11 protein-coding genes are annotated in these 11,684 nt (G+C 63.9%); 9 read left to right on the forward strand and 2 right to left on the reverse strand.

Annotation, left to right across the window (positions count from 1 at the left end):
- Positions 1–50 precede the first annotated feature (50 nt).
- Both ASE26_RS27995 and ASE26_RS28000 read left to right on the forward strand, forming a co-directional pair.
- Positions 51–1,505, forward strand: a complete 1,455-nt coding sequence (locus ASE26_RS27995; RefSeq protein ID WP_055934032.1) for an NAD(P)/FAD-dependent oxidoreductase — start codon at positions 51–53, stop codon at positions 1,503–1,505.
- Positions 1,506–1,524: 19 nt separating this feature from the next.
- Complete coding sequence (locus ASE26_RS28000) at positions 1,525–2,115, forward strand: UdgX family uracil-DNA binding protein (RefSeq protein WP_055934029.1); 591 nt, start codon at positions 1,525–1,527, stop codon at positions 2,113–2,115.
- A 1-nt stretch (position 2,116) separates the two neighbouring features.
- Here ASE26_RS28000 and ASE26_RS28005 read toward each other — a convergent pair whose 3' ends face one another.
- Complete coding sequence (locus tag ASE26_RS28005; RefSeq protein ID WP_055934027.1) at positions 2,117–3,022, reverse strand: AEC family transporter; 906 nt, start codon at positions 3,020–3,022, stop codon at positions 2,117–2,119.
- A 1-nt stretch (position 3,023) separates the two neighbouring features.
- Positions 3,024–3,635, reverse strand: a complete 612-nt coding sequence (locus tag ASE26_RS28010; RefSeq protein ID WP_055934025.1) for a DUF2238 domain-containing protein — start codon at positions 3,633–3,635, stop codon at positions 3,024–3,026.
- Positions 3,636–3,720: 85 nt separating this feature from the next.
- Here ASE26_RS28010 and ASE26_RS28015 point away from each other — a divergent pair, with 85 nt between their 5' ends.
- From ASE26_RS28015 to ASE26_RS28045, 7 genes are all read left to right on the forward strand, one after another.
- Complete coding sequence (locus ASE26_RS28015; RefSeq protein WP_057247336.1) at positions 3,721–4,275, forward strand: TauD/TfdA family dioxygenase; 555 nt, start codon at positions 3,721–3,723, stop codon at positions 4,273–4,275.
- Between the two features lie 30 nt (positions 4,276–4,305).
- Complete coding sequence (locus tag ASE26_RS28020; protein WP_055934021.1) at positions 4,306–4,899, forward strand: ANTAR domain-containing response regulator; 594 nt, start codon at positions 4,306–4,308, stop codon at positions 4,897–4,899.
- A gap of 36 nt (positions 4,900–4,935) precedes the next feature.
- The gene (locus ASE26_RS28025; protein ID WP_055934019.1) at positions 4,936–6,060 is read left to right on the forward strand and encodes a CmpA/NrtA family ABC transporter substrate-binding protein; all 1,125 of its coding nucleotides are present in this window, start codon (positions 4,936–4,938) and stop codon (positions 6,058–6,060) included.
- 227 nt (positions 6,061–6,287) lie between these two features.
- A complete protein-coding gene (locus ASE26_RS28030) occupies positions 6,288–7,589 on the forward strand; it encodes an MFS transporter (RefSeq protein ID WP_055934017.1) in 1,302 nt (433 codons plus the stop codon).
- The gene (gene nirB / locus ASE26_RS28035) at positions 7,586–10,108 is read left to right on the forward strand and encodes a nitrite reductase large subunit NirB (RefSeq protein ID WP_057247337.1); all 2,523 of its coding nucleotides are present in this window, start codon (positions 7,586–7,588) and stop codon (positions 10,106–10,108) included. Before ASE26_RS28030 ends, nirB begins: the two co-directional genes overlap by 4 nt.
- Positions 10,109–10,118: 10 nt before the next feature.
- Entirely contained in the window at positions 10,119–10,469 is a 351-nt protein-coding gene (gene nirD / locus ASE26_RS28040) for a nitrite reductase small subunit NirD (protein ID WP_055934012.1), read from the forward strand.
- Positions 10,466–11,680 carry an NAD(P)/FAD-dependent oxidoreductase gene (locus tag ASE26_RS28045; RefSeq protein WP_055934009.1) on the forward strand — a complete coding sequence of 405 codons (1,215 nt, stop codon included), beginning with the start codon at positions 10,466–10,468 and terminating at the stop codon, positions 11,678–11,680. Before nirD ends, ASE26_RS28045 begins: the two co-directional genes overlap by 4 nt.
- Positions 11,681–11,684 lie beyond the last annotated feature (4 nt).

Consider the following 11,684-nt stretch of genomic DNA (forward strand, 5'->3'; position numbering starts at 1 on the left):
CTTGTTATTAATGCAAAATTATAGTCTGCCAAACCATCCTGGGGGCGGCAATGGATTACGACGTGGTGATCGTGGGCAGCGGTTTTGGCGGCATATGCAGCGCAATCAAGCTGAAGGAGGCCGGCATCGATAATTTCGTCATGCTGGAAAAGGATGAAGTGTTCGGCGGCACCTGGCGCGTCAACACCTACCCCGGCGCAGCCTGCGATATTCCAAGCCACCTCTATTCGTTCTCTTTCGCGCAGAACGCGCACTGGAGCCGCCTGTTCCCGCGCCAGGACGAACTGCTTGAATATACCCAGCGTGTAGTGCGCGAATCCGGCCTGGAGCGGCATCTTCGTCTCGGCACGGCGCTGCGTTCAGCGCAGTTCGACGAGGCGACAGGCAGATGGCTTCTCGCCACCAGCAAGGGCGAAATGACGGCACGCACAGTGATCTTCGCTATCGGCCTGCTGGGCCGGCCAAGCGTGCCGGGTTTTCCCGGCGCAGAGCGCTTTCGTGGCCAGAGCTTCCATTCTGCGCAGTGGGACCACAGCGTCGACCTGCGCGGCAAGCGTGTGGCGGTAATCGGCAGCGGGGCCAGCGCCGTGCAGTTCGTGCCGGAAATCCAGCCGCAGGTGCAACAGCTCGACCACTACCAGCGCACGGCGCACTGGGTCTTGCCGCGTCCGGACCGGGCGGTGACGCGGGTCGAGAAATGGCTGCTGGATCGCGTGCGCCCGCTGCAACTGCTGTACCGCGCCATGCACTACGTGCAGTTTGAATCGCGGGTGGTGCTGTTCATCTTCCTGCCCGTGCTGGCAAAAGTCATGCAATGGCAAGCCATGCGCCACCTGAAGCGGCAAGTCACCGACCCGCAACTGCGCACCAAGCTGGTGCCGGACTATACGCTCGGCTGCAAGCGCGTGCTGCTGACCAACGATTACTACCCTGCGCTGTCGCAGCCCAACGTCACGGTGCTCAAAGAGGGCATCCGCGAGGTGCGCGAACACTGCATCGTCACCGGCAGCGGCGAGGAGCGCCCGGTCGATGTGATCATCTACGCTACCGGATTCGACGTTGAACACGCCTACGGTCCGATTGAATTGCGAGGCCGTGGCGGATGCAGTTTCGCCCAGGCGCTGGAACAAGGTGCAGGCGCATACAAGGGTGCCACCGTCGCCGGCTTCCCCAACTTCTTCATGATCACCGGACCCAACACCCTGCTGGGCCACAATTCGATGGTCTACATGATCGAATCAGGCGTGCGCTACGCTGTGGACGGTGTATGCCGGCTGCTGCGCGACGGCCTGCACTCGGTCGATGTACAAGCGGAAGTTCAGGGCGCATACAACCGCAAGCTGCAACAGAAGCTCAAGGGCACCGTATGGCACACCGGCTGCAAGAGCTGGTACCTCGATTCTCGTGGCCGCAACCTGGTGATATGGCCTGGCTTCACTTTCCACTACCACCACATCACGCGGCGCTTCGATATCGACAATTACATTGTGCGCCGTTTGTCCTGACGATTCGTACAATGGGTTGATGAAAGCCAAGCCTGACGAGCAACAGCCATCCACACTGGATGAGTGCCGCCGCTGCGATCTGTGGCGCAATGCCACGCAGCCTGTCGGCGGGCAGGGCGCGCGCCATGCCAGGCTGATGCTGGTCGGTGAACAGCCGGGCGATCAGGAAGACCTGGCCGGAAAGCCCTTTGTCGGCCCCGCCGGCGAGTTGCTCGACGATGCGCTGGAAGCTGCCGGCATCGACCGCCGCCAGGTCTATATCACCAACGCGGTGAAGCACTTCAAATGGGAACCGCGCGGCAAGCGCCGCATGCACAAGACGCCTGCGCAGAAGGAAGTCGCAGCCTGCCATTACTGGCTTGAAGCGGAGTTGGAAAGCGTGGCACCCGACGTCATCGTCGCCCTCGGCGCGACCGCGCTGAAATCAGTCCTGCAAAGCGGCAGCGTAGCCCTGAAAGACTATATGGGCCAGCCGGTCGAACGCGATGGCCGCTGGATCATCGCCACCTACCATCCCGCCTACGCCCTGCGCGTGCCGGGCAGCGAGGCGCGCGCCGCCGCCCGCCAGGCCATCCTTGACGCGCTGCTTGAGGCAAAGCGCCTGCTCTGACCTAGGACGAGAGCATCCGGCTCAGCGGAATCGTGACTGCCGCCAGCAGCGTTTGCAGCGTAATCAGGGACGCCATAAGGCGCGCGTCGCCGCCGAGCTGGCGCGCCATGATGTAGGCGTTCGGTGCCGTCGGCAGTGCGCAGTAGAAGCAGGCGGCCAGCGTCACCGGCTCGGACACGCCGAACATCGCGCACACGTGGAAAGCCACAAACGGCAGCACGAGCAGCTTGAGCAGCGAGGTAAAGGCCAGCGCAGCCGGCCGCAAGCCTTCCAGCGAGAACACCAGGCCGCTGCCAACGCTGATCAAGCCGAGGGCCAGCGCCGATTTGCCGATGATGTCCAGGGTGTTCATCAGCGGCGCCGGCAAAGCCAGCCCGCCCAGGCTGAAAATCATGCCGGCCAGCGTCGCCAGGATGATGGGATTGGTCGCCAGCGTCCTGGCCACCGTGCCCAGGTTCGCCTTGCTGCCGCTCCACCACGACAGGGCCAGGATCGATACCACGTTCACCACCGGCAGGCACAGGGCCAGCGCCAGCATCACCAGCGCCGCCGCCTGCGGCTGGAAGAACAGCGCCGACACAGCAATCCCGAAATAGCTGTTCGGCCGCATGGCGCCCTGCACCACGGAGGAGCGGCTAGGGTCGGGCAGCCCGCGCCAGAACAGCAGCACCAGCAGGGCCAGGCTGACCACGGTGAAGGTCGGCAGCAGCGTCGCCAGCGCCAGTTCACCCACCATGCGACCCTGGAAGTCGAGCCGCGCGATGCCGGTGAACAGCAGGGCAGGGAAGGCAATGAAGTACGAGAACTTCTCTACCGACGGGAAAAAGTCGTCCGGCATCCAGCGCGACTGGCGGATCGCCACGCCCAGCATGATCAGCAGGAAAACGGGGATGATCGAAGCAAGCATCCTAGCGGGCGCCCAACTGGCGGTCGTGCAGGCGGGTCAGCGTCAGCAGCGCAGCGACGCCGCCGATCAGGGCCATGAACATGTCGGACTGGGTATCCCACGGGTCGCCCTGGGTGCCGAGGAATTCGTCGGCGCCCTGGCCCAGCGCCACCGCCGCACCCCATTCGATCAGTTCGTAGGTCGCGCTGATTGCCAGCACAATCGAAAGCACGATAAAGGCCAGCATCTTGCCGGACGGGAGGTAGCGGCCGCGCAGCAGGATTTCGCGCGCCACCATGACCGGCACGAAGCCCTGCGCAAAATGCCCGATCTTGTCATACGGGTTGCGCGACAGGCCGAACCAGTGCTGCAGGTCGAAGCCGAAAGGCACGCGTGCGTAGGTGTAAGCGCCGCCCACCATCAGGATCACGCAATGCACCGCGATCAGCACGTACAGCAGGTCCGTCAGGCGGTAGCTGCGGTAAGTCGCGGCCATCAGCGGCAAGGCGATCAGCGCCGGGGCCACCTCCATCCACCAGGTAGTGCGGTCATAGGGTGCGATGCCGGACCATGCCAGCACGGCCAATACCATGGCTGCCAGGGCGAGATGGAATCTGGAGGTAGTCGTGTTCATGCTAATCCTGTGCCTTGCGAAAAACGCATATTAATATCAAAAACCATTCGTTTCCAACGCAAACTGCGGCGCATAGACTGCTCGGATGAACTGGCAGCATTTCGACATCCGCATCCTTGACGCGCCGCTTGGCGCAGAAGTCATCGGCTATAACCTCGGGCATGAGCAGGACGACAATAACACCGTCCGCCTGCAATCGGCCCTGCGCGACCACCACCTGCTGGTCTTTCGCGGGCAGCGTATCGCCCCGCGACTTCAGCGCGAGGCCGGCAAGCGGCTCGCTGCACAATTCCTGGCGTCCAGCGGCGAGGAGGTTTTGTTCGCCAACCTGCAAATGGCTTACGACACCTTGCCGCTCGGCTTGCGGCGCCTGGTCCACAATGCTCGCGCCGCACAGGAAGGGACCAGCGGCGCCCAGCCCCTGGTTCGCCAGCATCCCGAAACCGGACGCCGCGCCATCCTGGTGACCGATCCCGCAACCACACGCGTGGTCGGCGCCAGCGCTGCGGAAAGCGCGGAATTGCTGCAGGAACTGCTGGCCCATGCCACGCGCCCCCAGCACCTGTACCAGCATGTATGGTTACCGGGCGACTTGTTATTCTGGGATCAATATAGCCTGATGCCGGTATTGCCGACGTGAAGCTGGCGCGGTTCTTGCAACATAGGAGGCATGAGCCGCAATCTACGCATCGTTTTGATCCACCCGCCGCACGAAAGTGAGGCACGCGCACAAGCCCTGCATTCCGGGCTGGCGGAGGCCGGATACGACCTGGTCGCCTCGCTGCCGGCCGACTTCCACCTGCCCGAACACATCGCCCGCCTGCAGCCCGACATGATCATTGTCGACGCCGAATCGGACGCGCGCGACGTGCTCGAACATATCGTCATTGCCACCCGCGACGAGCGCCGCCCCATCGTCATGTTCACCGAAGACGACCAGGCCGATTCCATGGAAGCGGCAATGGCGGCGGGGGTTTCCGCCTATGTGGTGGCGGGTTTGCAGCCCGAACGCATCAAGCCCGTGCTGGACGTGGCGCTGGTGCGCTTCAAGCGCGAACAGAAGCTGCTGGACGAGCTGGCAGGCACCCGCCTCAAGCTGGCCGAGCGCAAGCTGCTGGACCGCGCCAAAGGCATCCTGATGGCGCGCCAGGGCCTGACCGAAGAGCAGGCTTTCCAGAAGCTGCGCGGCATGGCCATGAACAAGAACCTGAAGCTGGCCGAATTGGCGCAGCGCATCCTGGACGCGGAGGATTTGCTCGGTTGATGCACCGTCATGGTGCGTTACCGGCAGGAGTGAAGTATGCAGATTGAAAAAGACATCGTCAGGATTGGCTTCAACCCGCTGACCGATTGCGCGTCGCTGGTGATGGCGTCGGTGCTCGGGCTGGACCGCAAGCATGGCATCCGCATCGTATTGAGCAAGGAGACGTCATGGGCCGGCGTGCGCGACAAGCTGCTGACCGGTGAACTCGATGCCGCCCACGCGCTGTATGGGCTTGTCTATGCAACCCATCTTGGCGTGGGTTCGGCGCGGCGCGACATGGCGATCTTGATGAATTTGAACCGCAACGGCCAGGCCATCACCCTGTCGCGCCGCCTGGTGGAAGAGGGCGTGCGCGATGGCGCCGCCGTAGCTGCCGTATCGCATGAGCGCGAACTGCGCTGGGCGCAGACTTTCCCAACCGGCACCCACGCCATGTGGCTGTATTACTGGCTGGCGGCGCACGGCGTGCATCCGCTGCGCGAAGCGCGCGTGATCACGGTGCCGCCATCGCAAATGGCGAGCAACCTGGCGGCCGGCCATATGGACGGCTTTTGCGCCGGCGAGCCGTGGAACCACCGCGCCGTGATGGATGGCGTGGGAGTGACCATCGCCACCAGCCAGCAGATCTGGCCCGACCATCCGGAAAAAGTTCTGGCCACTACCGGCGACTTCGTGCGGCGCAATCCCAATACCGCGCGCGCCCTGGTCGCTGCCGTGCTGGAGGCCAGCCGCTGGATTGATGCCAGCTCGGCCAACCGCATGGCGATGGCCGAGATCATCTCCGCCGTTCAATACGTCAACACCGGCAAGGACGTGATCTGGCAGCGCATCCTCGGCCACTATGAAGACGGCATGGGGCGCAGCTGGGAAGATGCACACAGCATGCGCTTCCACCAGGAAGGCGCAGCCAACTTCCCCTACCTGTCGGACGGCATGTGGTTCATGACCCAGCAAAAACGCTGGGGCTTGCTCAAGGCTTCGCCCGATTACCTCGGCGTGGCGCTCAAGGTGCAGCAGGTCGCCCTTTATAAAGAGGCGGCCGAACTCACCGAGACCGCCGTCCCCGCCAGCGCCCTGCGCAGTTCCGTGCTGATGGACGGCGTCACCTGGGACGGCCGCGATCCCGAGCGCTACGCTGCCTCGTTCGGCATCCACCTGTAGCGCGCCCTATTGCGGTGCACCATAGTTGGGCGCGGTGCACCGCCAGATGGCGAAAATCCGCCGCTAACCCTCGTTTTCCCCTGCAAAACGGCTGGCACAGGTCTTGCAAAGGATAGGTAAAGCGCTGGTCTAACGGAGGATCGGCTAACCGGACAACGGCGTCCGTGCAGCACTGCCACCGATGGCGGGCGCTGCACGGACGCCTTTTTGTTTTCAGGGACCACACCATGGCAAGCAAAGCGACCAGCATCAACCTGTTTTCGTTCTCCACGCCGCAGATGCGTGCCTTCCATCTCACCTGGATGGCCTTCTTCGTCTGCTTTTTTGCGTGGTTCGCCTGCGCACCGCTGATGCCCGTCATTAAAGGCGAATTCGGCCTGACCCCGGCGCAGATCGCCAACATCAATATCGCCGCCGTGGCGATCACCATCATCGTGCGCCTGGTGATCGGCCCGCTGTGCGACCGCTACGGCCCGCGCAAGGCTTACACCGGCCTGCTGCTCCTGGGTGCCATCCCTGTCCTGGGCGTAGCCGCAGCGCAGACCTATGAAAGCTTCCTGTTCTTCCGCCTCTTGATCGGCGCAGTCGGCGCCAGCTTCGTCATCACCCAGTACCACACCTCGGTCATGTTCGCACCGAACGTGGTCGGCACCGCCAACGCGGCCGCCGCGGGCTGGGGCAATGCGGGCGGCGGCGTGGTGCAGTCCACCATGCCGATGATCATGGCCGCCATGGTCATGCTGGGGGTGAACGAAACCATGGGCTGGCGCGCCGCCCTGGTGGTGCCGGGCGTGCTGATGCTGGTCATGGCCTTCGTCTACTACCGCTTCACCCAGGATTGCCCGGACGGTAACTATGCCGACCTGCGCGCTGCCGGCGTCGAGCTGGAAGGCGGCAAGAAAGGCGGCTGGTCGAGCTTCAAGCTGGCCGCTGTCAACTACCGCGTGTGGCTGCTGTTCGTGACCTACGGTGCCTGCTTCGGCGTGGAGATCTTCATCCACAACATCGCTGCCATTTACTACGTCGATACTTTCAAGCTCACGCTGCCGCAAGCCGGCCTGGCAGCAGGCAGCTTCGGCCTGCTGGCGCTGTTTGCCCGTGCGCTGGGCGGTTATGTTTCCGACAAGGCCGCTGCACGCGGCAGCCTGAATAGCCGCGTCACCCTGCTGTTCGCCATGATGATCGGCGAGGGTATCGGCCTGATGTTCTTCGCCAAGGCCGACAGCGTGACACTCGCCGTGATCGCCATGCTGGTATTCGGCCTGTTCACCCACATGGCCTGCGGCGCGACCTATGCGCTGGTGCCATTCGTCGACAAGCGCGCCCTGGGCGGCGTGGCCGGCATCATCGGCGCCGGCGGCAATGTCGGTGCGGTGGCGGCCGGCTTCCTGCTGAAAGGCATCGGCAATACCCAGCAAACCCTGTGGATCCTGGGCATGTTCGTCGCCGTCTCCGCCCTGTGCGCACTGGCCGCACGTTTCAGCGAGTCTACCGTCAAAGAAAACGCCATTGCAGGAGCAGTAGCATGAAGAAGATCGTCGTCATCGGCCACGGCATGGTTGGCCACCAGTTCCTGAAATCCCTGCCTGCGGGTAGCGCCCAGGTCACTATCATGTGCGAAGAACCACGCCCCGCCTACGACCGCGTGCACCTGTCGGAATTCTTCAGCGGCAAGAGCGCGCAAGAACTGTCGCTGGTGGAGGAGGGCTTCTTCGACCGCGACGATCTGGTGCTGAAGCTGAATGGCCGCGCCATTGCCATCGACCGCGCTGCGCACACCGTCACCACCAACAGCGGAGAAGTACTCCCTTATGACAAGCTGGTGATCGCCACCGGCTCCTTCCCCTTCGTGCCGCAGATCGAGGGCAAGGACCGCAAGGATTGCTTCGTCTACCGCACCATCGAAGACCTGGAAGGCATGCGGGAATGCGGTGCACGCTCCAGGACCGGCGTGGTGATCGGCGGCGGCCTGCTCGGCCTGGAGTGCGCCAAGGCGCTGAAAGACCTGGGCCTGGAAACCCACGTCGTCGAATTCGCACCGCGCCTGATGGCGGTGCAGGTCGACGATGGCGGCGGCCGCGTGCTGCGCCAGAAGATCGAAGACCTGGGCGTGACCGTCCACACCGGCAAGAACACCACCGCCATCGTGGCCGGTGAAAGCGGCACCCATCGCATGCAGTTCGCCGACGGCACTTCGCTCGACGCCGACATGATCGTGTTCTCTGCCGGCATCCGCCCGCGCGACTACCTGGCGCGCGAATGCGGCCTGGAAGTTGGCCCGCGCGGCGGCATCGCGATCAACAACCAATGCCAGACCAGCGACCCGGACGTATATGCGATCGGCGAATGCGCATTGTGGAACGGCCAGGTCTTCGGCCTGGTGGCGCCAGGCTACGACATGGCCCGCGTCACTGCGCGCCATATCTGCGGCGACACCGCCGCCGAATTCACCGGCGCCGACATGAGCACGAAACTGAAGCTGATGGGCGTGGACGTGGCCAGCATCGGCGACCCGCACGCCAAGGCTGAAGGCGCGCGCAGCTACCAGTTCACCGATGAACGCAAGCAGGTGTACAAGAAGATCGTAGTGTCCGACTGCGGCAAATTCCTGCTGGGCGGCGTGATGGTGGGCGATGCCGGCGAATACGGCACCCTGCTGCAGATGATGCTGAACAAGATCGAACTGCCGGAAGCGCCGGAATTCCTGATCCTGCCGCAATCCGATGGTGCGGCCAAACCAGGCCTGGGTGTTGACGCCCTGCCGACCGGCGCCCAGATCTGCTCCTGCAACGACGTGTCGAAAGGCGCCATCTGCGAGGCGGTCGCCGGCGGTGCCACCAGCATCGGCGCCATCAAGAAGTGCTGCGGCGCAGGCACCTCCTGCGGCGGCTGCGTGCCGCTGGTAACGCAGATCATGAAAGCGGAGATGAAGAAGCTGGGCATGGACGTGAACAACCATGTTTGCGAACACTTCCCGCATTCGCGCCAGGAACTGTTCCACCTGATCCGCGTGGGCCAGGTCAAGTCCTTCGAAGACCTGCTGGAACGCCACGGCAAGGGCCTGGGCTGCGACATCTGCAAGCCGCTGGCGGCGAGCATCTTCGCCACCTGCTGGAACGACTTCGTACTGAAGAAGGAGCATGCCAGCCTGCAGGATTCGAACGACTACTTCCTGGGCAACATCCAGAAAGACGGCACCTACTCAGTGGTGCCGCGCATGCCGGGCGGCGAAGTGACGCCGGAAGGCTTGATCGCCGTCGGCCAGGTCGCCAGGAAATACGGCCTGTACACCAAGATCACCGGCGGCCAGCGCGTCGACCTGTTTGGCGCCCGCGTCGAACAGCTTCCGGCGATCTGGGAAGAACTGATTGCCGCCGGCTTCGAGACCGGCCATGCCTACGGCAAGTCGCTGCGCACCGTGAAATCCTGCGTCGGCTCCACCTGGTGCCGTTACGGCGTGGACGACTCCGTCGGCCTGGCGATCGAACTGGAAAACCGCTACAAGGGGTTGCGCACTCCGCACAAGATCAAGTTCGGCGTGTCCGGCTGCACCCGCGAATGCGCGGAAGCGCAGGGCAAGGACGTCGGCATCATCGCCACCGAAAAAGGCTGGAACCTGTACGTGTGCGGCAACGGCGGCATGAAGCCGCGCCACGCCGAGCTGCTGGCGTCCGACCTGGACAAGGCAACCCTGGTGGCCTACATCGACCGCTTCCTGATGTTCTACAGCCGCACCGCCGACCGCCTGCAGCGTACCAGCACCTGGCGTGAAAACCTGGAAGGCGGCCTGGATTACCTGAAAGACGTGATCATCAAGGACAAACTGGGCATCAACGCCGAAATGGAAGAAGACATGCAGCGCGTGGTCGATACCTACGCCTGCGAGTGGAAAGAAGCCGTCAACAATCCTGAAACGCGCGCCCGTTTCCGCCACTTCGTCAACAGCCCGGAAGCCGATAGCAATGTGGTCTTCATGGAGGAACGCGGCCAGATCCGCCCGGCCACCCTGGAAGAACGCAAGCTGATCCCGATCAAAGCCATCGCCTGAGGAGAAAACCATGCACCGTGATACCCAAGCATCCGCCTGGACCGCCGTTTGCGGCGTGGAAGAAATCGTCCCCAACACCGGCGTCTGCGCGCTGCTGCAAGGCCAGCAAGTTGCCGTCTTCCGCATGAACGACGGCGCCGACAGCCGCGTTTTCGCCATTGGCAATTACGACCCGAATGCCGAAGCGTCCGTGCTGTCGCGCGGCCTGGTCGGCAACCTGGGCGAACGCCTGGTGGTCGCCTCGCCGATTTACAAGCACCACTTCGACCTGCAGACCGGCGAATGCCTGGAAGCGCCGGAGCATTCGGTGCCGACCTGGCCAGCACGCATCGAAGGCGGGAAGGTCTGGGTCGGCGCATGAAGCCCGCCCTGGTCGTTGTCGGCAACGGCATGGCCGGCATGCGCACGGTCGAGGAGCTGCTCAAGCTCGCGCCGGACATGTACGACATCACCGTTTTCGGCGCCGAGCCGCATGGCAACTACAACCGTATCCTGCTGTCGCCGGTGCTGGCGGGCGAGAAGACGGTCGACGACATCATGCTGAACACGCGCGAGTGGTACCAGCAGAATCGCATCACCCTGCACGCCGGCGACCCGGTCGAGTTCATCGACCGCAAGCGCCGCCTGGTGCGCGCCCGTTCCGGCCTGGAAGTGCGTTACGACCGCCTGCTGCTGGCGACCGGTTCACGCCCATTCATCATTCCGGTGCCTGGTCACGAACTGCCGGGCGTGCTGGCTTTCCGCGACATCCAGGACGTGGAATCGATGCTGGAAGCGGCGCGCAATCATCGCCACGCCGTGGTGATCGGCGGCGGCCTGCTCGGCCTGGAAGCTGCCAATGGCCTGCAGCGCCAGGGCATGCATGTCACCGTGGTGCACGTGACCGATGCCCTGATGAACCAGCAGCTCGACAAGCCGGCCGCGCAGCTCCTGCAAAAAGCGCTGGAAGCGAAAGGCCTGGTCTTCCGCATGGAAGCCCAGACCAGCGAAATCGTCGGCACCGAGCGCGTCACCGCCGTGCGCTTTGCCGACGGCAGCGAGATCCCGGCCGATCTGGTGGTGATGACGGCCGGCGTGCGCCCGAATATCGAACTGGCCCGCCGCAGCGGCCTGCATTGCGAACGCGCCATTGTGGTGGATGACACCCTGCAAAGCTTCGACCCGCGCATCTATGCGGTGGGTGAATGCGTACAGCACCGCCGCGCCACCTTCGGCCTGGTGGCGCCGATCTGGGAGCAGGCGCGCGTCTGCGCCGCCCACCTGGCGGGCAACGGCCACCGCCGCTACGTGCAGCAGGTTACGCCGACCCGCCTCAAGGTGACCGGTGTCGATCTGTATTCGGTCGGCGATTTCATCGGCGGCGAAGGCAGCGAAGACCTGGTGCTGCGCGATCCGCGCCGCGGCGTCTACAAACGCCTGGTGCTGGACGGCGGCCGCGTCACCGGCGCCGTGCTGTATGGCGATGTGCAGGACGGCCCGTGGTACTTCGACCTGATCCAGAACCGCACCGACATTTCGTCGATGCGCAACCATCTCTTGTTTGGGCAGGCGCTTTGCGCGCAGGCTGCGTGAATTC

The organism is Duganella sp. Root198D2 (assembly GCF_001428585.1).
GTDB lineage: Bacteria > Pseudomonadota > Gammaproteobacteria > Burkholderiales > Burkholderiaceae_D > Rugamonas.

Excerpts from the sequence above, each read along its gene's own strand:
- ASE26_RS27995 (WP_055934032.1), top strand. The coding sequence starts at position 51 with ATGGATTACGACGTGGTGATCGTGGGCAGCGGTTTTGGCGGCATATGC.
- ASE26_RS28000 (WP_055934029.1), top strand. The coding sequence starts at position 1,525 with ATGAAAGCCAAGCCTGACGAGCAACAGCCATCCACACTGGATGAGTGC.
- ASE26_RS28005 (WP_055934027.1), bottom strand. The coding sequence starts at position 3,022 with ATGCTTGCTTCGATCATCCCCGTTTTCCTGCTGATCATGCTGGGCGTG.
- ASE26_RS28010 (WP_055934025.1), bottom strand. The coding sequence starts at position 3,635 with ATGAACACGACTACCTCCAGATTCCATCTCGCCCTGGCAGCCATGGTA.
- ASE26_RS28015 (WP_057247336.1), top strand. The coding sequence starts at position 3,721 with ATGAACTGGCAGCATTTCGACATCCGCATCCTTGACGCGCCGCTTGGC.
- ASE26_RS28020 (WP_055934021.1), top strand. The coding sequence starts at position 4,306 with ATGAGCCGCAATCTACGCATCGTTTTGATCCACCCGCCGCACGAAAGT.
- ASE26_RS28025 (WP_055934019.1), top strand. The coding sequence starts at position 4,936 with ATGCAGATTGAAAAAGACATCGTCAGGATTGGCTTCAACCCGCTGACC.
- ASE26_RS28030 (WP_055934017.1), top strand. The coding sequence starts at position 6,288 with ATGGCAAGCAAAGCGACCAGCATCAACCTGTTTTCGTTCTCCACGCCG.
- nirB (WP_057247337.1), top strand. The coding sequence starts at position 7,586 with ATGAAGAAGATCGTCGTCATCGGCCACGGCATGGTTGGCCACCAGTTC.
- nirD (WP_055934012.1), top strand. The coding sequence starts at position 10,119 with ATGCACCGTGATACCCAAGCATCCGCCTGGACCGCCGTTTGCGGCGTG.
- ASE26_RS28045 (WP_055934009.1), top strand. The coding sequence starts at position 10,466 with ATGAAGCCCGCCCTGGTCGTTGTCGGCAACGGCATGGCCGGCATGCGC.